At 56.0% G+C, this 24,553-nt stretch carries 18 protein-coding genes and 1 pseudogene; 10 read left to right on the forward strand and 9 right to left on the reverse strand.

Annotation, left to right across the window (positions count from 1 at the left end; all coding sequences use genetic code 11):
- Positions 1-831 precede the first annotated feature (831 nt).
- A complete protein-coding gene (locus G477_RS0107960; RefSeq protein ID WP_026697501.1) occupies positions 832-1,581 on the reverse strand; it encodes an SDR family NAD(P)-dependent oxidoreductase in 750 nt (249 codons plus the stop codon).
- A 364-nt stretch (positions 1,582-1,945) separates the two neighbouring features.
- Between G477_RS0107960 and G477_RS0107970 the strand changes: the two genes are divergently transcribed.
- Together G477_RS0107970 and G477_RS19065 are read left to right on the forward strand one after the other, a co-directional pair.
- A complete protein-coding gene (locus tag G477_RS0107970; RefSeq protein ID WP_026697502.1) occupies positions 1,946-3,370 on the forward strand; it encodes a hypothetical protein in 1,425 nt (474 codons plus the stop codon).
- 30 nt (positions 3,371-3,400) lie between these two features.
- Entirely contained in the window at positions 3,401-4,357 is a 957-nt protein-coding gene (locus tag G477_RS19065; RefSeq protein ID WP_051287810.1) for a class F sortase, read from the forward strand.
- 569 nt (positions 4,358-4,926) lie between these two features.
- On the opposite strand, the gene G477_RS0107980 is transcribed toward G477_RS19065, so the two are convergent.
- Positions 4,927-6,858 carry a fructose-1,6-bisphosphatase gene (locus G477_RS0107980; RefSeq protein WP_026697503.1) on the reverse strand — a complete coding sequence of 644 codons (1,932 nt, stop codon included), beginning with the start codon at positions 6,856-6,858 and terminating at the stop codon, positions 4,927-4,929.
- A 516-nt stretch (positions 6,859-7,374) separates the two neighbouring features.
- Here G477_RS0107980 and G477_RS0107985 point away from each other — a divergent pair.
- The gene (locus tag G477_RS0107985; RefSeq protein WP_026697504.1) at positions 7,375-8,682 is read left to right on the forward strand and encodes a patatin-like phospholipase family protein; all 1,308 of its coding nucleotides are present in this window, start codon (positions 7,375-7,377) and stop codon (positions 8,680-8,682) included.
- Positions 8,683-8,847: 165 nt separating this feature from the next.
- Here the strand turns inward: G477_RS0107985 and G477_RS0107990 are convergent, their stop codons facing one another.
- A complete protein-coding gene (locus tag G477_RS0107990; protein WP_035211564.1) occupies positions 8,848-9,504 on the reverse strand; it encodes a class I SAM-dependent methyltransferase in 657 nt (218 codons plus the stop codon).
- Between the two features lie 168 nt (positions 9,505-9,672).
- Here G477_RS0107990 and G477_RS0107995 point away from each other — a divergent pair, with 168 nt between their 5' ends.
- Together G477_RS0107995 and G477_RS0108000 are read left to right on the forward strand one after the other, a co-directional pair.
- Positions 9,673-10,647: an arsenic resistance protein gene (locus G477_RS0107995; protein ID WP_026697506.1), complete on the forward strand. Its 975-nt coding sequence runs from the start codon at positions 9,673-9,675 to the stop codon at positions 10,645-10,647.
- A gap of 85 nt (positions 10,648-10,732) precedes the next feature.
- Complete coding sequence (locus tag G477_RS0108000) at positions 10,733-11,164, forward strand: OsmC family protein (RefSeq protein ID WP_051287812.1); 432 nt, start codon at positions 10,733-10,735, stop codon at positions 11,162-11,164.
- 388 nt (positions 11,165-11,552) lie between these two features.
- Here the strand turns inward: G477_RS0108000 and G477_RS0108005 are convergent, their stop codons facing one another.
- A complete protein-coding gene (locus G477_RS0108005; RefSeq protein WP_026697508.1) occupies positions 11,553-12,365 on the reverse strand; it encodes an alpha/beta hydrolase in 813 nt (270 codons plus the stop codon).
- A gap of 23 nt (positions 12,366-12,388) precedes the next feature.
- Entirely contained in the window at positions 12,389-13,438 is a 1,050-nt protein-coding gene (locus tag G477_RS0108010; protein WP_026697509.1) for a class I fructose-bisphosphate aldolase, read from the reverse strand.
- Between the two features lie 1,361 nt (positions 13,439-14,799).
- Here G477_RS0108010 and G477_RS21660 point away from each other — a divergent pair.
- The 5 genes and pseudogenes from G477_RS21660 to G477_RS0108035 all read left to right on the forward strand — a co-directional run.
- Positions 14,800-14,901: pseudogene (locus G477_RS21660) on the forward strand (P-type ATPase actuator domain-containing protein); the annotation flags it as partial.
- Positions 14,902-15,010: 109 nt separating this feature from the next.
- Positions 15,011-16,300, forward strand: coding sequence for a heavy metal translocating P-type ATPase (locus tag G477_RS21665; RefSeq protein WP_483756938.1), 1,290 nt, complete (start codon positions 15,011-15,013; stop codon positions 16,298-16,300).
- Positions 16,301-16,636: 336 nt separating this feature from the next.
- Positions 16,637-18,316, forward strand: a complete 1,680-nt coding sequence (locus G477_RS19075; RefSeq protein ID WP_205622332.1) for a cell wall-binding repeat-containing protein — start codon at positions 16,637-16,639, stop codon at positions 18,314-18,316.
- Positions 18,317-18,421: 105 nt separating this feature from the next.
- A complete protein-coding gene (locus tag G477_RS0108030; RefSeq protein ID WP_026697511.1) occupies positions 18,422-19,093 on the forward strand; it encodes a response regulator transcription factor in 672 nt (223 codons plus the stop codon).
- Complete coding sequence (locus G477_RS0108035; protein ID WP_026697512.1) at positions 19,090-20,481, forward strand: sensor histidine kinase; 1,392 nt, start codon at positions 19,090-19,092, stop codon at positions 20,479-20,481. Before G477_RS0108030 ends, G477_RS0108035 begins: the two co-directional genes overlap by 4 nt.
- Before the next feature lie 153 nt (positions 20,482-20,634).
- Here the strand turns inward: G477_RS0108035 and G477_RS0108040 are convergent, their stop codons facing one another.
- The 4 genes from G477_RS0108040 to G477_RS0108055 all read right to left on the reverse strand — a co-directional run bounded on the left by G477_RS0108040 (position 20,635) and on the right by G477_RS0108055 (position 24,479).
- Positions 20,635-21,231 carry a hypothetical protein gene (locus G477_RS0108040; protein ID WP_026697513.1) on the reverse strand — a complete coding sequence of 199 codons (597 nt, stop codon included), beginning with the start codon at positions 21,229-21,231 and terminating at the stop codon, positions 20,635-20,637.
- A gap of 18 nt (positions 21,232-21,249) precedes the next feature.
- Complete coding sequence (locus G477_RS19080) at positions 21,250-22,695, reverse strand: amidase family protein (protein WP_245575440.1); 1,446 nt, start codon at positions 22,693-22,695, stop codon at positions 21,250-21,252.
- 394 nt (positions 22,696-23,089) lie between these two features.
- On the reverse strand, positions 23,090-23,248 hold the full coding sequence (locus G477_RS21185) for a hypothetical protein (protein ID WP_156897316.1): 159 nt from the start codon (positions 23,246-23,248) through the stop codon (positions 23,090-23,092).
- Positions 23,249-23,555: 307 nt separating this feature from the next.
- The gene (locus G477_RS0108055) at positions 23,556-24,479 is read right to left on the reverse strand and encodes an AEC family transporter (RefSeq protein WP_035211592.1); all 924 of its coding nucleotides are present in this window, start codon (positions 24,477-24,479) and stop codon (positions 23,556-23,558) included.
- Positions 24,480-24,553 lie beyond the last annotated feature (74 nt).

The following is a 24,553-nucleotide window of genomic DNA, read 5'->3' on the forward strand; positions in this document are numbered from 1 at the left end:
CGCCGTCCGCGGCCGCCTTCCGACCGCTTTTCCCGGCCGAACGTCCGAGCCGGATCCAAACCGCAGTCACGATCTCCAACCCCCAACCCTTATATCCACCTTCTTTCCGCGGCTGCCCCGGCAGCCGTAACCCGGAAGGGCTTGGGTGACTGATGGACTGACTTCCTTTGCTTCGCTGCAGCCGGCGCTTCTGACTGCCGGACTCCTCCAAAGCGCCGCCCGTGGCCGCCTTGCGACCGCTTTGCCACGCTGAACGTCCGAGCCGGCCGGCGGAGTGACCGCCCAGCGGCGGAGTGACCGCTTTGCTCTTCGATGTGACTGCTCACCTCCCCCGAAGCGCCGTCCGCGGCCGCCTTCCGACCGCTTTTCCCGGTCGAACGTCCGAGCCGGACCGAAACGGCGAACAGGACCTTCAACCCCCAACCCTTATATCCACCTTCTTTCCGCGGCTGCCCCGGCAGCCGTAAACCGGAAGGGCTTGGGTGACGGATGGGCTGACTTCCTTTGCTTCACTGCAGCCGTCTTTTGTGCCGGACGGACTCCTCCAAAGCGCCGCCCGCATTTTCCTTGCGACCGTTTTTCCACGATGAACGTCCGAGCCGGCCGGCGGAGTGTCCGCCCAGCGCCGGAGTGACCGCTTTGCTCTTCGATGTGACCGCTCACCTCCTCCGAAGCGCCGTCCGCGGCCGCCTTCCGACCGCTTTTCCCGGCCGAACGTCCGAGCCGCACCCAAACCGCGAACACCACCTGAATTTCCTCTTCTAAAAAAACTCCCTGACATACGAAAAGCTGCCCCTCCTTCCTAAGGAGAGACAGCTTTTCTTCATATCGTTATTTCGTGTTCGTAAATCCGCCGTCGATGCGGATGATTTCTCCATTGATGTACTCTGCTTTCGACGTCAGCAGGAAGGTGACGAGCTCGGCGACTTCATCCGACGTGCCAAGACGACGCTGCGGAATCCCCTGCTCTGCGCTTGCTTTCATCTCCGGATTCGCATCAAAGTACTGCTTGACCATCGGTGTCTCCGTCGGTCCCGGTGCCACGGCGTTGACCCGCAGGCCGTCTTTCGCATATTCCGCGACGAGGCTTTTCGTCACTCCGGCGAGGGCGTGCTTCGTTGCGGCATAGGTGACGACGGTCGCCTGGCCGATCACTCCGGCGCTGGAAGCCGTATTGACGATAGCCCCGCCGCCGTTTTTGACCATGACATCCGCAACGTAGCGCAGGCCGTACATCGCCCCGAGCAGGTTGATCCCGATGATGTTCTCCATTTCTTCGACGTCCGTATCGAGGAAATAGCCGCCGCTGCCGGAGATGCCTGCATTATTGAAGAAATAATCAATCGTACCGAAATGATCGAGCGTCTGATCGACATACGCCTTCACCTCATCATGCTTGGACACGTCCGCTTGAATAAAAATCGCATCCGGTCCCTTCTCCTTCACGAGCCGCACTGTCTCCTGGGCTCCTTCTTCCCCGATGTCCACGACCGCAATGTTCACGCCTTTGTCCGCCAGGTGCAGCGCCGTCGCCTGTCCGAGTCCACTGCCGCCTCCGGTGATGATTGCTGTTTTTGCCATCATACAACCTCCTTTGAAACGTCTAAAGACTGCTCGCAGCCTTCCTGTTCATTATAAAGGAACGTACTGCAGGAAGCTTTCTATTGAGAAGTCACCATGCGACCGACATCATCGACAGCCGCGGAAAACCTTTAACGAATACCGTTCTCAACGTGCGGTGTGTCCCGCTTTCTGCCCCTTCCCTAAAAAGTTTTTTAATTTTTTTCGAAAAAAAGTGATCCAATCGTGAACCTTCCTCGTTTACTAGGATACAAAGGAAAATCAACCGCGGTGATAATCCTTGGTTTCATCTGTTCCCCGCTTTTCAGCTGGAAGCTGCGGAACAGGTCCCATCCAAACAAACTTTCAAGGAGCGTGACCTATTATGAACAAGATGAAAAAGACCGTACTCAGTTCCTGTGCCGCCCTCGTTTTTCTACCGACAGCCGCCATGGCTCAAGATCACGATGATCATAACGACCATGGAAACAATGACTACGATGACAATGGCTACAACGATGCGTACGAAAACGACGAAATGGGAGATGCAGAAGACGTAACGGTATCCACACCTGCGGCGGACTTCCGGGCGGATCTGGACACACTCTTCTCCGAACACTTTGCCCTGACGGTCGCCTTCATGCAGAAGGCCCATGACGGCGAACCGGATGCCGAGCAGGCCGGAGCGGCACTTGATGAAAATACAGCAGAGCTCACAGCCGCCATTGAATCGGTTTACGGCGAAGAAGGAGCGGAAGAATTCAACCGCATCTGGCAGAGCCACATTAACTTCTTCGGCGATATGGTTGCCGCAGAAGCAGAAGGCAACGAAGAAGCCCGTGCTCAGGCAGAAGCGGACCTGGAGAACTACATTCAGGAATTCTCCGTGTTCCTTGACGGCGCAACGGAAGGCGGCCTGCCGCAGGAAGCAGCAGAAGAAGCGGTTACTGCCCACGTCGCGGACGTTACCGACACGTTCGATGCCTACACGGATGGCGATTACATGGAAACGTACGAAAACTTCCGTGACGGCTTCCACCACATGTTTGGCATCGGGGAAAACCTCGGCGGCGCGATTGTGGAGCAGATGCCGGAAGAATTTGATAACACCGATCTTTCCACACCAGCATCGGATCTGCGCAGTGATTTGAACTACCTGCTTTCCGAGCACTTCTTCCTTGCTGCCTTCAGCATGCAGAAAGGGTTTGACGGGGCAGAAGACTTCGATGAAGCATCATGGGCCCTGGATGAAAACACAGCGGATCTGACCGCAGCGATGGGCGATATTTACGGAGATGAAGGCGCTGCAGCGTTCGAACCAATCTGGCAGAGCCACATCGATTTCTTCGGTGACATGGTAGGCGCAGCCGTTGAAAATGACGACGAAGCCCGCATGCAGGCGGACGAAAACCTGGAGAACTACGTCGTTGAATTCTCCACTTTCCTGGATGAAGCTACCGAAGGCCGCATTCCACAAGAAGCCGGTGAAACAGAGATCCGATCCCACGTAGGAGATGTCACGAACACGTTTGACGCTTACGTTGCCGGAGACTTTGAACGCAAGTGGAGCGACGAATACCGTCACGGCCACCACCACATGTTCGTACTGGGCGAAGTATTGAGCGGTGCCTTTGTCGATCAAATGCCGGAAGCGTTCCAGCAGGGCGACATGCCTGAAGAAATGCCTGCTACCGGTCTTGGTGGTACAGCAGGTAACTCCACGATCGTCTGGTCGCTGACCGCAGCACTCGCGGCAGCAGCTGGTGCCCTGCTCTTCGGACGCAGAAAAGTAACATCTGTCAAACAGTAACACGTTGATGACGAGAAAGGAGCGGTCCGCATGAAACGTTTGTTTTACTACTTCCTGCTTCCCCTGACAGCGGCGGGCCTGGCAGGTGCCGGTACGATGCTCGTGCCGGTCCTCTCCTCCCCGTCCGAGACGCAGGTCATGTCGGAACTCGAGGAAAGTGGAGAGGATCTTGGAATCGATCTGCGTACAAGTGGATTAACCGAAGCAGAGCATGAGTTCCAGGCCCACCCTTCCCGCAGTGATCCGGAAGAGACGGAGTCAGCGGAAGAAGAAGAGCAGACGTTTCATGCACCTACGGGGCTGCGTGCACCATCGGCAGATATTGAAGGACCTGTCGAAGAGGTGGGAATTCTCGATAACGGCGAAATGGGAGTTCCGGAAGCAGCGGAAAACATTGGCTGGTTTGAGCCCGGCGTAAAACCGGGGGAGCGGGGGAATGCCGTCCTCGCCGGGCACGTCGACAGCCGGGAAGGTCCTGCCGTCTTTTACGATCTGGATGAGCTGGAAGCCGGCGATGAGGTCCATGTCGATGACGAAGAAGGAAACACGTTGACGTTTCAGGTGACAAGCGTGGTGCAGTACGACCGGCGGGAAGCACCGATCGAAGACATCTTCGGGCCCAGTTCACGTCGGCAGATGAATCTGATTACCTGTACCGGTACGTTCAATCAGGCCGAAGGTACACACGATGATCGGCTTGTCGTCTATACAGAACTTGTCGAAGAAAGCGCAGAAGAAGAACCTCCGCCAGCGCCAACCAATGTGGAGCTGAGCGGCAGTACGCTCCGTTTCCACGCGGTGGAAGATGAACGCGTGGTCGGCTACCGCATCTACAGCGGCCAGGAGGACGAACGAACGCTTGAAGCAAGCATCGCCACTTATGAACGGAAAACACACACGTTCGGCGACCTGCCTGACGCTGCTCTGACGATCACCGCCGTCACCGAAGACGGAACCGAATCCGAAGCCGCCACCGTAGAAGAATAAGCCAACGCGCCGGGAGAGTCATCGCTCCCGGCGCGTTTTTTTTGCTCTTTCGGCAACGCAGGCAGCTTCACCGACGGCTTCTGTCTAACCCGTGAGGCATAAGACCTTATTTCCGCGGCTGCCCCGGCAGCCGTAAACCGGAAGGGCTTAGATGCCCGGCGGTTTTGTTCCTTTTTTGATAGGCCGGATCCGCTTCCTGTGACCGCCCGGCTTCGCGGAGTGACTGCCGGGCGGTGCGGAGTGTCCGTTCCGTCGTTCTGAGTGACCGCCCAGCGCTCGAACGACCGTTTTTCTCGTCGGAGAGACCGCCCGCTCCCGCTGAACGTCCGCTCCCGGCCGCGCAACGTCCGAGCCGTCGGCATGAGTGACCGCTCTGGACCTAAATGGCAGACAGGACCAAACCCTCCACCCCTTTCATCCCCTTATTCCCGCGGCTGCCCCGGCAGCCGTAAACCGGAGGGCCTTGGTATCCCGCGGTTTTGCGGCGGTGTAACGAAAGCCTGCTGACCGTCCCCTCACATGACACAGGAAAGCACCGCTCCTCCTGTTCGGAGCGGTGCTTCCCAACGTTACTTCATGTAGCGGTACTGGAGCAGGTTGTGCAATCCTTCAATTTCCTGCTGCAGCTTGCGGCCGGTGTTGGTTTCCCGGACTTTTTTACGTTCCAACTCCTCGTTCACGAGCCGCTTCACGGAGTGGACGTCCGCCTCCTGCATCAGAACGTCTTCCTGCGAATCAAAGTGCTGATGGGCGACCAACTGCATGCCGTAGGAGTTATACAGCAGCGTATAGCCCGCAATCCCCGTCGTCGACTGATAGGCTTTGGAGAAGCCGCCATCGATGACGATCATCTTGCCTTCCGCTTTGATCGGGTCCTCCCCATCGATTTCTTTAACCGGCGTATGGCCGTTGATGATACGCCCCTGATCCGGGTCCAAGCCGAAATCCTCCAGCAACTGTCGGCACACACCTACGTCTTCACGCAGGTGATAATACGGATTTTTTCGCTCCTTGTGCGTTTCCTTTTCTTGAATGAAATAACGCTCGAAGGTCGTCATTTCCCTTTTTCCGAAAAGGGACGAATTCTCCCCGGTCCACAAGTACCAGACCATGTCTGTTGCGAAATCATCCGTCTCTTCCGGATGAGCGTAGGCGTAGCGCACGTAGTGTTCAAAGACATCGAGCAGCTCGCGGCCGGCATACGACGTCCCTTCAATGTCCATCGCCTTCATCGTCCCGTCTTCTTCCAGCGGAATACAGCCGTGGATGAGCAGGTTGCCGTTATAACGACGATACAGGCTCCCTTTCTTCATCAAAAAGTCCATGTGCCGAATCAGCTTCTCCGAATGCTGGAAAGAAAACAGCAGCTTGTCGATCACCTGCTGCTCCTCTTCCAGCAGCGCCGCCGGGTCTTCTGGATCGATCGTGGCAAAGCAAGTATCTTTCAGCGCATACGTGCCGGCCTGAAGGGTGACCTCCTGCTTGTCGTAATCGACTTTCTCCAGCAGCAGCCGGCTCTCCATGTTGAGGCACTCGCGGCGCTTGATGATCGGGCTCTCGAGCTTAAACTGGATGATGGAAATCGCCTGGTGAATCTTCGTGATCTGCAGCTCCTCCTGCTCGGTCAGGCTGTCGCCGGCCATCCGCTTCGGCCGGAATGGCGGGTTTTCGCTGTAGTACTTTTCAGCAATGTTGAGCAGCGGGCGAAGGTTAATGCCGTACACGTCTTCGATGATATCGAGGTTGTTGTAGCGGGCGCAGATGCGGATGATGTTCGCGAGACACACCTTCGATCCGGCATAGGCGCCGACCCAGAGCACGTCGTGATTGCCCCACTGAATATCGACGGAGTGGTAGTCAATCAGCGTATCCATGATTTTATCCGGATCCGGTCCCCGGTCAAAAATATCTCCGACGACATGGAGGTGATCGACGACAAGCCGCTGGGTCGTATAGGCAAGACCGATGATCAGCTTGTCCGCCTGGCCGAGCGACATGAGCCGCTCGAGAATCTTCGTATAGTAGGCGGTCTTATCCTCGTATCCTTCCTTCTTATACAGCAGTTCCTCGGTGATGTAGGCGAACTGCTCCGGCAGCGCTTTGCGGAGCTTGGAGCGGGTGTACTTGGACGAAGCATGCGTAATCAGTTTCAGCATGCGGCTGATCGTATCCTCATACCAGGCGTAGAGATCCTCTCTCTGGCTGAAATGGCTTTTTACCAGCTTGAGCTTTTCTTCCGGATAGTAAATCAGCGTAGCGAATTCGTTGATTTTGTGCTCATCCAGCTCCTCCTGAAACAAGTCCTGGATTTTCATTTTCACATTGCCGGACCCGTTGCGGAGCACATGCTGAAACGCATGGTACTCCCCGTGCAGGTCGCTCACGAAATGTTCCGTCCCCTTCGGAAGGTCCAGAATGGCCTCCAGATTGATAATCTCGTTGGCTACCTTCTCTTCACTTCCGTACTTCTGCGCGAGCAGATCCAAATACTTCGCATCCAGCACGAGCCAATCCCCCTCTCAAATTGAACCGAACCATACCCTGTCTGCAATCTCGTTCTACTTCCAGTGTAAAGCACCTTCTCACGCGTATCCAGTGAAAAATACCTGTTTTTAAAAGCGCTTTCATTTTCCTGGTGAAACAAGTGGTATGCGTTGAGTTTCGGAAGAGGAGAAAGCTTCACACCTTCCAAAAGAGGTTTGAGGTTGTTTATTTATGGGTAAAAGTAGCTGATTTCTCCAGAAAAGAAGTCTTCGGCGTCATCCTGATCAGCTAGGTAAAAGCCTGTATTCCTTCCAAAAACACGTACGCAAAGCCGCAGCCATCCTGCCAGCTCAGAACAAAAGCGCAAAGCGCCTTTTGGTCGGAACGGCGTGCGGAAGCGCTGCAAGCTTTTTGAGGGAAGAAAACGTTCTTTGTTTCTTCCCGAGCAGCGCATGGAGCCGCCGTCACACTGTATGAAAACTTATACATTCCTATCATGTAAAAAACAACCAAATATCAGAGGAGGAAGCATCATGAGCGCATTCCAGGTTGCCTTTTCCGGCGGTGGATTCCGTGCCGCGTTTTTCTGTCTTGGTGCCTACCGCAGGCTTGTCGAACTGGGGGTCCATGATCAGGTGAAGCTCATCAGCTCGGTTTCCGGCGGCAGTATTACTGCCGCGCTCATCATGAAGGAATTGGCGAAGGGGACGTTTCACGACACGGCTGACTTTGACGCCCGCGTCGGCCGGAAGCTCGTCCGTTTCGGCAAAGCAGGGTTCCGCAACCGCGTCCTCCGTCAGGCGTATACTCCTTTCCGCAGTCCGCTCCGGCCGTTCCTGCCACGCGCCAGATTCAGCAGAACATCCCCCATCGTCTTTGATCAGCGGCTGCTCGGAAGAGAACTGCTCGATGACACCGGGCGCCGGTCCATGGAACTCCACGATCTGCCTGAGGAGCCGAAGTGGATCTGCAACGCGACGAACCTGCAGACGTTGAAGCGGTTTTCGTTCAGCCGGGATACGCTCGCAGATGAGGTCTTTGGCACGAGTAAGGAAGTGGACGGTATTACCGTGGCGGATGCCGTCGCTGCTTCTTCGGCGTTTCCCCTTCTCTTTGAACCTGTGCGCTTAAACATCAAAGAACGTCCGTTTTCCCTCATGCGCGAAGACTACAGCCATTTTCTTCTGACAGACGGCGGAGTATACGACAACATCGGCTCCGAGGAGCTTCTTCTCGATGCAGAAGGTGAGGGAAAAGAGCGGGTACCGTATATGATGTTCGATGCTTCCGCCCGTCAGAGCCTGTGGCCGCCGAAAGAATGGCAGTGGTGGGGGAAGCGGCAGCTGCGGATCATGAACGTGAGCATGGACCAGGTCGCAGAGCTGCGTAAACGGCTGATCCGAAAGCACACCGGCATCGGCGTCCAGCTGCTTAACGTAGAAACGATCAACGAAAACAAACAGTTCCAGACAACGTACTGGGTCAAGTACCTGCAAGAACGGTCGCTCCCGAATCAGCTGCAGCTGCCAGAGTACTCAGAGGAGTACGAGGAGATCGAGCGGATGCTCGCCAGGGTTCGAACCGACCTCGACCGGTTCCACGATATCGAAATCGGCATGCTAATGTGGGCCGGAGCGATGCGCGCAGACCTCGGTTTCAAGGTGCTGCAATCGTTAGGGGCTCTGCAGGCGCCGCCGGGAAGCCCGCCCGTGTCCGACGTGCCGAAACGAACGGATTACGTGTCGGAACGATACAGCAGAATGGAAATCCGCCGAAAACTCCGCCGCTCGCATAAGCGATGCTTGTTCCGCCTCCACCGCCGGGCACGGGTATTGACGTGAACTGCGGCGGCCCGCGCGACAGCCTCTGCTTGCTTCCCGTCGCCCGGCTTCGTCCCGATAGGTTGAATCCGCCTCGCCGTCCGCGCCACCTGTGAGAAGCAGAAACACGATAACAGCAGGCAGCGCCGGAGGGAGAATCCTTTCCGGTGCTGCCTGCTCTCGAACTCACGTGGAGGCTTTTCGCATGTGTACATAGTAGAGCTTTTTCGGCAGCGTGCCTTCTTCAAACGTGTCCATGACGTGCAGGTCATAGCCTGCTGTCAGCTGCTGGACCATCGCCTGATCAAAATAGTGAACGACGTAGCCGCTGCTTTCGTAGATGTTTCCGCCATGGTGACTGCCGGTGCCGTAATGGGGATCGCCCGTGTGCCGCACGGTATAGACGATTTCTCCTCCAGGACGGAGCACGCGGTGCAGCCGCTGGACCAGTCTCTCCAGCTCCTCTCCGGTAAACGCCATACAGAAGAGCATGTGCGAGTAACACGCGTCGAACGCCGCTTCCTTAAAGGGCAGCGGTGTCTTCACGTCATGACAAACGGCATGCACACGATCCTCCAGACCGAGTGCTGCTGCTTTCTCTCTGACAGCGGCCGTACCGCTTTCCGTATAGTCGAGCACCGTGACGTGAAAGCCTTGCGATGCGAAGTAGCACGCATCTCTCCCCTGTCCGCCTCCGAGCTCGAGAACGTGCGTGATGCCGGCTTCTTTCCATGCCTTGGCTGCACGCACAGCCGCCGGGCTCGCCTCGGTCCCGAACTTGTCTGGCTGCCCTGCCAGTGCGCGTTCCCAGCGCTGCTGCTGGTTGCCTTTCCCTTCCTTCATAAGTTTTCCCACCTTTGAACGTTTCCTTCTATTGTTCCTCGCAGCCGTCCGTTTGTCCACCTTAGACATCTGCTTTTCCATCGAAAAACATGTATATTGACTTTTGTATATATACCCAGTATAGTATTCTTCATACCCCGTACGGTATTTACATAAGGAGGTGCAACCATGTTCATGAAAATCTACCAGTGGCCGCAGAAGAATATGATGATTGCGGTCCCTGGAATTCTTATCCTGAGTTTTATCGTCGGCCTGCTTGTCGATACGTCCTTTCTGATGCCGACCATCATGCTGGCGACGATTATCATGATCTACGCGACGATGGTGGGGCTGAAGCTCGGAGAACTGACGAAAATCAAGGAAGACAGCCGGCTGATCGGCGCCTCCTTCGCGATTAATTTTCTCTTTATTCCCGGTGTCGCCTTTCTGCTCGGCATCCTGTTTTTCTCCGACCAGCCGCTCATGTTTGCCGGTTTGGCGCTCGCAGCACTGCTGCCGACGAGCGGCATGACCATTTCGTGGACCGGCATCCAAAAAGGGAACGTCCCGGCAGCCGTGAAGCTGACCGTATTTGGCCTCATCGCCGGCGCGCTGCTGACGCCGTGGTACCTGCTCGCAATGATCGGACAGTTTGTGCCGATTCACGTGATGGCGATACTGCACACCATCCTGATGGTCGTCTTCATCCCTCTCGTGCTCGGACAGCTGACGACCTTTATCCTGCTGAAAAAATATTCTCAACCGGAGTTTCAAAAGAAGATCAAACCGAACTTCCCGCCGCTCAGCGTCTGGGGACTGCTCTGGGTCGTCTTCGTCAGCACGAGCGTCCGGGCAGACATGATTGTGGCTAACATCGGCATTATCGGTTCCGCCCTCGCCGCTGTCCTGCTGTTCTATCTGATTAATTTCGCGTTCAGCACCTGGGTGGCGAAGCGCTTCTTCCATCGGGAGCAGGGTATTGCACTCGTGAACGGTACGGCGCTCCGCAACTTGTCGATAGCGCTCGGGATCGCCGCCACCTCTTTCGGGGGCGAAGCTGCTCTGCTATTGACGCTAGCTTTTTTAATTCAGTACCAGATGATTACGTACTACGCCAAATTCAGCATGACCCGCTGGTTTCAGCCAGAGGGAAAAGCCGCATAATGCAGGTACCGGGGTTTTCCCGTTGCTATACTCCCCGCGTCCGGGAAAGGACGCACACCATTTATAAAAAAAGGATGATGAACACATGATGACATTTAACGTACACGCCGAGAGTGAAGGACTGAAGCTGGATGCCGAGGCAGGACGCCATAAGCTGGTGTTCGATGAGGGAAGCAGCATGGGCGGCATGGATCAGGGGCCGAACCCAATGCAGACGGCGCTTGCGTCGCTCGCCGCGTGTGAGAACATTACCGCGAACATGGTCGCCCGGGAGATGGGCCTCGAGCTCGAAGGTATCGAGTTTACAATCGAAGGCAGCTTTAATCCGAAGGGGTTCATGGGCGATACCTCTGTGCGCCCGTATTTTGAAACGGTGCAGATCCAGGCGAAGGTCGATGCCGATGCATCGGAAGAACAGCTTCGCGATCTGCAGGAGAAAGTCGAAGCGCGCTGCCCGGTTTATACGATGATGAAAGCCGCGGACGTGCAGTTCCAGGACATTTGGGAGCGCGCGTAACCATCGTTCATCCAGTCGACGTGACGGCTTCGGAAGTGACCCTTCCGAAGCCTTTTTTGTGATAGACCTTGTTGCGAGAGGAACACCGATGTACGAGGATGTTTCACAGAGGAAAAGCAGGTCGCTTGAGCGAAAAAAGGCGTCGCTTCCTGGCATGAAGCGGGCGGCCGGGCAGCGGGAGCGCGTCGCCTGCCGCTTTTTTTGAGCCACTTCGCCGGATTTGAGCCACATCTGGATACATTTGAGCCTGTCCATGAAGCAGATGACGTCACTTCATGACACTTTTGAGCCACCTCCAGGCAAACGTACAAGTACCTCATCGCGACAAAAAACCCCCGCCCCACCCGGATCCAAAGGCTGCGGATCGGTGGTACGAGGGTCGTCCTGTTCATTCCATAGTCGTGCTGCGCTCACGCAGAAAGTCTGCCATCGCCGAATAAAAATCCGGCTCCAGCTGCAGGTCGTTATGACCGCGGCCTGGCATCGACCTCACTTCATCCGCTTCGCCATCCCAGGCTTCCAGCAGCGCCCGGGTCCTTTCCGGCTGTACGATGGCATCGTCTTCGCCGTAGACGACCATCAGCGGACCATCCCATCCCTGGATCCTCGAAGCGGTATCAAACTCGAAGCGCAGCAGCGTTTCCACCGGCAGGAACGGGTACGCTTCCGACCCGACGGCGGCTAGACTGTCAAAAGGTGAAATCAGTACCATCTGATCTACATCCCGCTCCACGGCGGTGTTAGCCGCCACCGCGGTACCGATGCTCCGCCCGATCACAGCCGTTTCGCAGTACTCCTCAGCTACCTGATCGTATACCTCGAGCGCATCGCTGTAGAGCACGTCTTCGCCCGGATCGCCTTCACTCAACCCGTAGCCGCGGTAATTCACGAGGAGCACCGACCAGTCGTCAAAATCGTCCATGTCCCTCACCTGTCCGGACAGCTCCTGCCCGTTCCCGCCATAGTAAATCAGCAGCCGCTCGTCACTCCGATTGAGCTTCCAGCCGGCTACGGTCGTCCCGTCCTCCATGACATACGAGACCCGTTCGGCATCCTCCTGAACCGATGCCGTCTGGTCGCCCTGTGTCTCGTCGATCGTCGACGGAAAGAAGACGAGGCGATCTTGAAACCAGTAAATCAGCAGGAGCAGCACGCCGGCAAGCACCGCCGCTGCTCCTATCCATTTGACGAACGTGATCATAACCTGCCCAGCTCTCCTTCAATTTAAGCCAGGGTGATCTCCGAATCTGCGTAAACGTCCTGCACGGCGCGGATCAGTTCGATCCCCTCGCTGCGCGGCCGCTGAAACGCTTTTCGTCCGAGGATCAGCCCCATTCCGCCGGCTCGTTTATTGATGACGGCCGTTTCGACCGCTTCTTCCAGATCTCGTGCGGCCGAACCGCCGCCCGAATTGATCAATCCAGCCCGTCCCATATACGAGTTTGCCACCATGTAGCGCGTCAGGTCAATCGGATGCTCGCTCGTCAGTTCGCTGTAGACACGCTCATCCGTTTTCCCGTAGCCGATGGCGGTGTAGCCGCCATTGTTCGTCGGCAGCTTCTGCTTCACGATATCAGCTCCCATGCTCGCGGACAGGTGCACCGCCTGACTGGAGAGGTCCGTCGACGTATGATAATCCTCCCCGTCTTTTTTGAAACCGGGATTCCGCAGATATGCCCAGAGGATCGTCGCCATGCCGAGCTCATGCGCCCGCTCGAAGGCTTCCGTGACCTCCTGGATCTGCCGGCCGCTGTGCTCCGAGCCGAAATAGACCGTCGCTCCGACGGCCGCCGCACCCATCTGCCACGCCTTCTCCACCGATCCGAACATGATTTGGTCGTACGTCTCCGGGTACGTCAGCAGCTCATTGTGGTTGATTTTGGCAATGAACGGAATCCGGTGCGCATAATCCCGCGCGACCGCGCCGAGCACTCCGAGCGTCGACGCCACCGCGCTGCAGTCCGCTTCCAGCGCCAAATCCACAATCGCCTTCGGATCAAAATACGCCGGATTTTTCGCAAACGACGCCCCCGCCGAATGCTCAATCCCCTGATCCACCGGCAGAATCGACAAATACCCCGTTCCCGCCAGCCTGCCGTGCCCGAACAGACTCTGCAGGTTCCGAAGCACCGCCGGCGAGCGATCCGTCGCCTGATACACCCGCGCCACCATGTCCGGCCCCGGCGCATAAATCTGCTCTTTCGGGATCGTCTCACACGTGTGCTCCAGATAATATGCCGCCTTGTCTCCTAAACGTTCCGCTGTCGTTGTCATGTTCATCCTCCTTCAAAAATGAAATGCGCACGACTGACCATGGCTTCTGCTCTTCTTTATCTTCGTTTCGACACAAGGAAAGGAATTCCTGCTGGATGGGAAAATTTCTTTTCGATCGGAGACGTTTCCCCGGCCTGCTGTGCCGGGGACGGGAAGGGTTTAGGTGGATGAAGTTCTGGATGGATGTCTCCCGTTGCCGGCGGCCGTCGACAAAGCGCCGCCCGGCCGTGCTGAATGTCCGAGCGAAGGTTCTGAGTGACCGCCAGGCTCCGCGGAGTGTCCGCCCGGCGCCCGAGTGACCGAGCTTCCCCTCTGAACCGCCGCTTTTCCTCGTTGAATGACCGCTCCCACGCGCCGTGCGTCCGAGCGCAGCGCCGCAAAGACCGCTCTGCGACATATCCATGGACACACCGCGTCTTCCATCCCAACCTGGAAGCCCATCAATTACCTTTTTCAGCGGCTGCTCCGGCAGCCGTAAACCGGAAGGGCTTGGGTAAATCAGGGGCTGCAGGTTTTCTCGAGGAGCGGAAAAAGCGCCGCCCGGTCCGCTTGAACGTCCGAGCGAGGCGCCCCAGCGTCCGCTGCAGCCCGCGGAGTGTCCGCCCGGCGCCTGAGTGACCGAGCTTCCCCTCTGAACCGCCGCTTTTCCTCGTTGAATGACCGCTCCCAAGCGCCGTGCGTCCGAGCGCAGCGCCGCAAAGACCGCTCTGCGACATATCCATGGACACACCGCGCCTTCCCCCACATTCTGTCCCTCGCCCTTGAATGCATTTACAAAAGGAAGAAGCCATCAGTGGTTCTTCATACTTTCTTCACAATTTACCTCTATAGTGGTAGGTGATAAGGAGGAGATAGACATGGACCATCACGAGGAACACGGGCATCATGCCCAGGAAGAGGAAGGTCACCATGGCCACGGGGAGCACCACGGTCATATCGAGTACTTCAAACGTCGTTTTTACATCTCGTTGATCTTCATGGTGCCGATTCTTGCACTTTCTCCGATGATTCAGGATTTCATCGGAGTCGATTGGCGCTTCACCGGGGATATGTATCTGTTGTTCGCCCTCTCCAGTTTTGTTTACTTTTACGGCGGATGGCCATTTTTATCAGGGACCGGGAGCGAGATCAAAGACCGCAGTCCCGGGATGATGACGCTCATCTCTCTGGCGATTTCCGTCGCCTACTTTTACAGTTCCGCCGTCGTATTTGGTGTTCCCGGCCACGAAATGTACTGGGAACTGTCCACGTTGATCGTTATTATGCTTTTAGGTCATTGGATAGAAATGAAATCCATTGCCGGGGCTTCCGGTGATTTGGAAGAACTCGTGAAGTTTATGCCCTCCACCGCTCATCTGCAGATGAATGACGGTACGACCGTCGATGTCCCGGCAGCCGAGTTGAAACCAGGCCAGATCGTACTCGTGAAACCTGGAGAGAAGGTTCCCGTGGACGGCACAGTGACAGACGGCCGTTCGGATGTGGATGAATCCGCCGTCACTGGCGAAGCAGTTCCTGTCTTAAAAGAAACGGGGGGACAGCCTGATTGGTGGTTCCATCAACAGCGAAGGCATTCTTCATGTGGAAGTCGAAAAAACGGGCGAAGAAAGTTACCTGTCCCAGGTGATCACGCTGGTTCAGGAAGCGCAGGAATCGAAATCCAAAACACAGGACCTGGCAAACCGGGCTGCAAAATTCCTGTTTTATGTTGCGCTGACAGCCGGGTTCTTGACACTGGCCGGATGGCTGGCTGCAGGGTTCTCGACCAACTTTGCCATCGAGCGGATGGTGACCGTGATGGTCATCGCCTGCCCGCACGCGTTAGGCCTCGCTACTCCGCTGGTCAATGCCGTCTCCACCTCGCACTCTGCTAAAAAAGGCCTCTTGATCCGCAACCGGACCAGCTTCGAGGAAGCAAGGCATCTTGACGCAGTGTTGTTTGATAAGACCGGGACGTTGACGAAAGGAGCGTTCGGCATCACGAATGTGATAGAAGCCGCGGCAGATCGGGAGACCATTCTTTACTACGCGGCGTCCCTCGAATCTTCATCGGCTCATCCGATTGCACATGGCATTGTCAGCTCTGCAGAAGAAGAGAACATCTCCTATTCACAACCAACCGAGGTCGAGTCTCTCACAGGGAAAGGCCTGCAGGGAAAGGTAGACGAGCGAGACGTCCTCGCAGTCAGCCCCGGCTATGTGCGTGAAGCCGGTATGTCATTTGATGAAGCAGCCTTCCAACAACTCTCCGATGATGGGAAAACGGTTATTTTCCTTGTCGTAGAGGACGAGCTGTACGGGATGATCGCTTTAGCCGATCAAGTCCGTGATGATTCCAAAGAAGCCGTGGCCGTGCTCCATCAGATGGGGATCGAAGCCATGATGGTGACCGGGGACAACCATACCGTAGCACATTGGGTTGGAGCGGAGCTTGAGCTTGATCATATCTATGCGGAGGTTCTTCCGCATGAGAAGGCGGATATTGTAAAAAAAGTTCAGGAATCCGGCAAAAAAACAGCAATGACCGGGGATGGTGTCAACGATGCTCCAGCGCTTGCTGCCGCCGACTTGGGTGTCGCCATTGGTGCAGGTACAGATGTCGCCGTTGAATCTGCTGATGTCGTTCTCGTCCGCAGCAACCCTCTGGATGTCGTCGCTCTCATCAAGCTCTCCCGCTCCACCTATCGGAAAATGATTCAAAACTTATGGTGGGCCGCAGGGTATAACATCGTCGCCCTCCCGTTAGCTGCCGGTGTCCTCTATCAGGCTGGTATCCTCCTCACGCCAGCGGTCGGCGCGGTGCTCATGTCCTTAAGCACGATCATTGTTGCCATCAACGCCAAACTGCTGAAAGCCGAATAGGACGATCGCAGAAACAGCGTCCCTCTTTTCCGGCATCCGTTCCAAGCAAAAGCGCAGAGCGCCTTTTGGTCGGAATGGCGTGCGTCATCGCTGCCGGGTTTTGAAGAGCAGACGGCGGCCTGGGCCGAACCGCCGTCCTCTCTGAGTGTCCATTCCACAGCAGCTTTCCAACCTCCCCGCTTCTCCTTTCTCCGGCAGCCTTCCCTAATGGGGCGGCATCACAACACGATGACCTTCATCGCCGGCTGCCCTTATTTTTAGAGAAAAAACACACACTTTCTTCATACCTCCCGGGTATAAAGAGGAAGCACCCTATTTTAAGAAGGAGGCTTCATCATGAAAAAAACATGGATGCTCAGTGGCGCTGTCCTGCTGACCCTGGCTGCATGTACCAACGAGAACAACAATGATACAGTAGAGATTCAGGATCAGTCTGACAACAACAATATGGCTGAAGAGAACAATGAGATGAACGAGGAAGAAGATGTCGAAAATCTAGAAGAGAACAATGAAGATGAGGACGACCAAAACGGAATGGACCATGATGGGAATGACAACGCGGGAGCCGGAGGTAATAACGACCGTGAGGCATTCGAGGAGGAGCATGCTGCTCTCCCGGAGGAAGAACGTGAAGAAGCCTCGGAAAATCTGCTTACACGTAACACGAAGAACATCACCCGCATCGATCAGGACAACCTCACCGATGTTTCCATCGAGACGTCTCAGACGATCTGGCCGGCCACCCATGAACATAACCAGCCTGGTACCGTTATTCTTGCCGACCCGAACGAGTGGCAGCAGGCCCTCAGCGTGCTGACCCTCGTACATCACCCGAATGACGGACCGCTGCTGCTCGCAGAAGACGGCTTGAATGACGACCTCGTTGCCGAGATTGAACGGCTGGCTCCCCTCGGGAATGACGATGGAGTCGAAGTCCTCTCCGCCATGGAGCTGACAGACGAGGAGGAGGACATGCTCGCCGATTTTGAAGTCGACACCCTGATTGAGGAAGAACCCGCTGCGTTTGCTGCCGAAGCAGACAGCCTGTTTGCCGATACCATTGGTTCGTATCCGGAAGCCGTTCTGATCGGTTCCTCCAATGACGACCACCGCCTTCATTCCTCTGTAGCCGGAAGCTGGATTTCTCATATGGACGAACCCCTGCTGTATGTAGACGACGAGGTACCGGACGCCACCATCGACGCGCTGGAAGCCCGGGATGGAGACGTAGAGATGTACGTGCTCGGCGGAGAAAACATCATTTCTGAGGAAGTCGAAGAAACCCTTTCCTCCTATGGGAATGTGGAACGCATCGATGAAGAAGATCCTGTCGAGCTGTCCATTGCATTCGCTTCCTACGAGCATGACGGCTTCGGCTGGGACATCAACGATCCTGGTCACGGCTTTGTCTTTGCATCCACCGAAAATCCAGACCTCGTGCTGGCCGGCGCTCCTTTTGCCCACCTGGGTAAACATGCACCCCTTCTCTGGATGGAAGATGGTGAAGCGGAGCAGGCGCATGCGGATTATCTGGCGCAGATCAAGCCTTCTTTTGAAGAAGCCCCGATGGAAGGACCTTACAACCACAGCTACCTCCTGGGAACCGAAGAGAATATCAGCTTCCAGACCCAGGGCGTGCTTGATCAGCTGATGGAAATCCAATCTGTCACCGGCGATGACCACGGCGATCATGGAGAAGATCACGATGACCATGGCGGAGACAATCATGAGGAAGAAGACAATCAAATGAACCATGATAACGACGAGAATCATGACATGGACCATGACAATACGATGAATAACCACAATAACAACGACATGCCCCATAATGATAATGACAACATGCCGCACAATAACAACGATATGCCTCATAATGATAATGACGACATGCCGCACAATAACAACGACATGCCTCATGATGATAATGACGACATGCCGCACAATAACAACAACATGCCTCATGATGATAATGACGACATGCCGCACTCAAATAACAATAACAACGGATCCTCCTAATAGGTTCTCAAGCTTTACGCAGCAAGGCTGGCTCCCTTTTCCGGAGTCAGTCTCCCTACATAGTTACATCTTCTCGTTCAACATCATAGGAAAGGAGCCCCTCCCATGAAACCAGTGATTACGATCGTCGATGATGAGCCGGAAATGCAGACGCTGCTGCGCGCCTGTGTTGCTGAAAAAGCATATGATATCCGTACCGCTTCAAATACAAAAGAAGCCAAGCAGCAGCTGCCGGAGACAGACCTGCTGCTGCTCGATATCATGATGCCGGGGGAGGACGGCTGGAGTTTTCTTCAGACCGTCCGTACGAGGAAAGACCCTCCGGCAGTGATGATGATCTCTGCCCTCACGGACAAAGAACACATTGTCAAAGGGCTGGAACAAGGGGCGGATGATTACATCACCAAACCTTTTGAACCCGCAGAAGTCCGCGCCAGAGTAGAGGCCGTGCTGCGCCGCAGCGGTCGGCTGGCGACGCCGCAGTCCCCGCTGCCTTTCGCATTGGATGAGGCGGCTCGAAAAATCTATTTTCATGGTCATGCACTCGAACTGACGAAGAAAGAATACGACCTGCTCTCCTTTTTCCTGCAGCGACCCGGCCGGGTGTTCACCAGGGACCAGCTGCTCGAGCAGCTGACCCTGCGTCCTGCTGTTTCACTCGACCGAACGATTGATACTCATATTAAAAATATCCGGGAAAAACTGCAGGCAGTCGATGAAGGCGTGTGGATTGAAACGGTGTGGGGTGTCGGCTATCGGATGAGGGAAAGCCCGTGAATGTAACAACCAAAATCAGCATCATGACAGGGGTCATGATGCTCGTCATCATTGCGGTCCTGGCAGGAAGCTACTATGCCGCTTCCACGTCGTTTTACGAAGAGCAGACCTTTTCCGATTTAGAAAGCCGCCTGGCAGCCCATGCGGACGTAATCGATCAAAATTTTCATCCGGGCACATTCAATCATATATTAACGATGGAGGAACGCGAAGAAGGCGTAAACTACGTCGAGTTCGACATGGACCTGCATCCAGTCCGGATCTCAGACGGTGCCGACGAGCACGAGATTGCCGCCTATCAAGCGTGGATTCAATCTCATTCCCCTTCGGAGGTCGCCTACAGCCCGGGAGGCGATCGTATTTTTGCGGTCTCTCCTTTTGCAGAAAACGGCGAGACCGCGGGGTACCTTTTCATTGATCAATCGATGCAGCCCCTCGCCGATACGACCGCGGCGCTGTTCCGATTGACCCTTGCAGCAGCCGGCGGCAGTCTGCTTCTCGGAGCACTGTTTCTGTTGTTTCTCCACCGGCGTGTGCACCGTCCCCTGCGTGAACTCGCCGATTCCACTGCCCACATTGCAGATGGTCACTGGGGCGAGACCCTGGACTGGCGTCGTCAGGATGAACTTGGTCTGCTGAGCTCCCGCATTGACGAGATGTCGAGTCAACTGGCCGCTTACCAGCAGTCGAGAAAGCAGCTCTTATCAAGCATTTCCCATGATCTGCGGACACCACTCACGTACGTTAAAGCCTACGCTTCCCTGCTTCAAGATCAACCTCAGGCTCCCGAAGAGGCGAACCGGCAGATATCGGTGATTCACCGGGAAGCCGTGCGGATGGAGCGGCTCGTCGAGGATCTTGTGGAACTGACCAATATGGAGGAAGGAAAACGAAGCCTCCGTCTGGAGAACCTGGATCTGTCTGATGCGGTGCAGCAGTTCTGCAACAATTACCAGGCTGCGGCCGAAGCGGAGCACTGCACCCTCTCGTTTTCCCGCTCTTCTCAGCAGTTACACGTCCACCTGGATCAAGACCGATTAGAGCAGGCGCTCTACAACCTGCTGAGAAACGCGGTCCTCTACACCGGTCCTGGCTGCCGGATACACCTGCACGTATACCAGGAGGACAAGACAGCGGTCCTCGTGTTTGATGATAACGGACCCGGCATCCCTGCATCGCAGCTCTCTTCTATCTGGGACCGGTTTTACCGCGGGGATGATGCCCGCAGCAGTAAAACGCCTGGAAGCGGGCTCGGCCTCTCGATTGTCAAACAGCTGATCCACCTGCACGACGGAGACATCCAAGCGGAAAATAGACCTGAAGGCGGGCTCCGTTTCCTCATCACACTGCCTTTGATCAACCGAACCAGCCAGCGGCCTGCTGACTGAAAGGGAAGGCACCCTCGCTGGACGGGGCCAGGCAAGCTCTTCTTTTCGAATGTTGATGCATGAACAGACAGGCGGCTGCCCCAGCCGTACAACACATCGAAGCTCTTCATCACGCCGAAAACAAAGCCGCCTCCCGGTCGGAAGGCGGCTTCGTTATTCGTCTCGTTGTTCTTCCACGTCCCATGCATACATATCCTGCACGCGGCTGATCGCCTGGACGGTCTGATAGTCGCTGCTGTCGTAAGGAATAGTGACCGTATCTTCCCGGCCCTCAAACGAATACGCCGTCACCTGGCGTGATCCGGCCTCAGCCTCTCTCACAACGTGCTCCACGTCGTCCCAGGCAACCCGTGTTTCCCCCACAGCGAAGAATTTATTTTCCACCGCCGCCGACTCATCCAGGTATGCATAGTGCGAGAGGGAGAGCACGACTGCCGGCAGCGTCAGCACGGCAGCAGTCAGGTGCAGCCCGGTTAACTTGTACGGACGCTCCCTTTTTTCAGCGGCAATCTTCGTGGCCCACCAGGAAACGAGTACGACTGCCAGCCAGATCATGGCTGCCCCTACTCCTTGGAACGCCGCATCCGGTCGGATGAACGACCAGTGATCATAGGAAAAGAACAGCGTGTCCTGTCCGAGCATGATGACTGCCGGCGGCACGAAAAAAGCAAGGAGCAGCAGCAGCGGAGCGGTCGTCAATACGTACGGGGTCATCGTATCGGACTCCAGGTTCCTTAACTTGGTCAGCATGCTGCTCTCCTCCTCTGATTAGTTCGGCTGTTCCACTGCCAGCGCCGGCACGACCCGGTGGCCGGCATGCGCTTCGACCGCGCTGCCGAAGGCGACAAGCCGTGGTTCTTCCCAGGCCCGCGCCGTGATCGTCAGTCCAACCGGCATCCCGTTTTCCTGGGCACCAACCGGAATCGTGATCGACGGGTAGCCGGCTTTGGCCGGCAGTGCAGCACCGTGGTTGTTGACGGATAACATTCCGTCCAGCGCGTGTTCGGCCATCACGGCGTCCACCCCTTCCTCACGGGACGTGCGGACATCGGTCTCCCGGAAAGCCACATACTCCGCATCATCTGGATCGCTGCTTTTTTCGGCTGCCTGCTCCAGCAGCGTCTGTCCGAAACGCATCCGGCCTTCGGGATCTTCCCGGTTGAAAGCGAGCAGTTCGTCGAGGGACCGCACCGGAATCTCGGCCGGGGACGCGGAAAGGTAAGCATCCGTGCCCCGCTTCATTTCATAAAACAGCACGTGCGGCGGTTCCGCCTTCGGAATCGTGACATTCCGTACGACGGCTCCTCTGCGGCGCAGGGTGGATACGGCCTCTTCGATCAGGCGCCGTTCCTCGCTTCCCTCTTTGCCGGCGTAGTCCCAATCGATACCAAAAATAGCACCGGTCAGGCTTTCTGTGTCTAGATACGATGTATAATCCTTGGAGGTTTCACCTTTTTTTGTTATTTCATCCGATTCGTCTTCTCCCGTGATCGCTCCGAACAGCAGCGCGGCGTCACGGACCGTGCGTGCCATCGGTCCGGCCGTATCCTGACTCTCTGCAAGCGGAATGATGCCGTTTCGGCTGACGGCGCCGACGGTCGGCTTCAGTCCGACAAGGCTGTTGGCACTGGCCGGGCTTAAAATCGAACCGGATGTCTCCGTACCGACAGCAATCGGCGCCATGCCGGCCGAGACGGCTGCCCCGGAGCCGGAGCTCGAACCGCCGACCGAACCGGCTTCGAACGTTTCCGGTCCATGCGGGTGTTTCACCTGACCGCCGACGGTCGAGTAGCCGCTCGGGGCTCCATCCGTCATGAAAAAGGCCCATTCGCTCAAGTTCGTTTTGCCGAGAATGACCGCGCCGGCTTCGCGCAGCTGCTTCACGAGAAAAGCGTCGCGTCCGGTGACGTTTCCACGCAGCGCTTCAGCACCGGCCGTCGTCGGCATCGTGCCCGCTTCTATGTTGTCCTTCAGCAGCACGGGAATGCCCTGCAGCGGACGGCGCACGCCGTTCTGCCATTCTTCATCCCGCGCCCGGGCTTCGTCTGCGGCGTCCGGATTGAGCATGCGGACGGCCCGCAGCTCCGGTCCAGCTTCGTTGATTTCTTCGATCCACGCCGTCAACGTTTCCACGAGACCGGCTGAGGTCAGCGTTCCCTCCTCCATCGCGCGGTGGATCTCTTCTATGGATGCTTCTTTCTGATTACCTGTCATCTGCAACTCCTCCTTCATTCGTCCATCTTACCTGTCCTTTTCTCCCAGGGGCAAGCCATGAACCCTGCAGCTCTGTCTTCAATCGCACGTGTCGTCAGAGAGGCCACTGAAAGCGTCGCTTATGACAGACACTCTCTACATGGAGGGCATTTTTATAGCAGCATTGGATGAATGAAAAGCAGCCTCGACTGCACGACAGACGGAAGCTTGCCGCAGGCATGGCTTCAGCCTCCTCGAACCTCCTTTGGATGTTCTGCGGGTCTTCCCCTCATGCTTTCCCGCAGGCGTCACCGTCTTGGGAACATCTCTTTCCACCATAGGGAAAGAGATGTTCCCACCCTCGTCGTACCAGTCATTGAAGATCGAGAATGCTTTTTGAATGAAGGACCGGTTTCTATTTTTGATTAGAGAGGCGTATTCTCTTTAAACATTGATAAACTCTGCGATAAAAACCGCTTAAAAAGGTGAAAATAAAAAGCCTCACAGCAGAAAAGAAAATAGCAGCGACAGCTATCAAAAGTAACAAAGTCAAGCCTTGCTGAATTCCATCCATATCTTCATCTTCCTTTCTAAAAGGCTATGTTATCGTTCGTTGTTGATTTCATCCGCTTTCGGCGGACGCTTGCTCAGGGGCTTGTCCTCAACTATCCCTCGCGAAGCGAAGGAGGATTTTCGGACTGCGCTTATCCCTTGAGCGTCGCCGCCTATCGCTGCTTTCATCAAATAACAACATCAAGATTTAACAGCGCTTTCTAAAATGGTGATTCTCATCACTATTATAAAAGTGACCGTCTATCATGGCCTATCGTCATGAAACATTGTACGATCTTCAGCGGCCTCTCGTCCGGACAACGAGGGCTTCAGCCGAATAGGACACGTGCGGCGTAAATGACGACGGTGACGGTGAAGGCGCTGCATAACGTCGAAAAGAGCACGATTTTGGCCGCAAAATCCGGATGGTTGTTGTATTCCTGGGCGATCACGGCGCTGTTGACCGACGTCGGCATGGCGGAAGCAATCAGGAGAGCCTGCGCCGTCGTGCCGTCGAGACGGAACAGCAGAATCAGGCCGAGCGCAAGGACCGGGCCGACGACGAGGCGGACGGCCAGGCTCGCGTAAATCGTGCCGAGGCCGGTACTCCAGGAGATTCGGGCGACCTGGGCGCCGAGGGTCAGAAGCGCGATGGCGATCATGCCGTCGGCGACGTAGTTCACCGGCACCCAGACGTAGTGAGCGACAGGAAGCTCGAGCAGGTTCATGCCGATGCCGAGCAGCATGGCGTACAGGACGGGCATTTTCAAGTAGCCGGCCAGCGCGCGCAGCCGTCCTTCTCCGGCAGCCCGCATGGTTAGAATCCCATAGGAAAAGAGGAACATGTTCTGTAGCGTGAGGACAACCACCTGGATCGACATCGCGTACGGGTCCCCGCGGAAAACGAGGTCGTTGACGGGGACGCCGTAGTTGCCGGAGTTAAAGAACAGCGCGCTGTTCGTGAAGGTCGTTTTCTTCGCGGTTTCGAGTCCCAGGAGCCTGGCGGTAAACGCCGACACGAAGAAAAGCAGGAACACGAAGAGAAAGAAAAATCCTGTCACCGCACCGAACAGCGCCGGGGAGACATCCGATTCATAGAGGGTCACGAAAATAAAGCCCGGAACGAAGAAGTAAATATTCAGTTTGGCGAGAGTGCCGAGGTCCATCGTGAATTTCCGCTGCAGGACGAACCCGAGGGTCATAAGGATAAAGACAGGTACGATGATGTCCCGGAGAATGTAGAACAGTGCCATGAACAGCCAGCCTTTCTCTTTCCATTTCCTCTCCAGTTCGACGGAGCGGCGGGGTTTTCCTGCTGCAGGATGCA

It is taken from the genome of Alkalicoccus chagannorensis DSM 18086, from assembly GCF_000429725.1.
Classification (GTDB): domain Bacteria; phylum Bacillota; class Bacilli; order Bacillales; family Salisediminibacteriaceae; genus Alkalicoccus; species Alkalicoccus chagannorensis.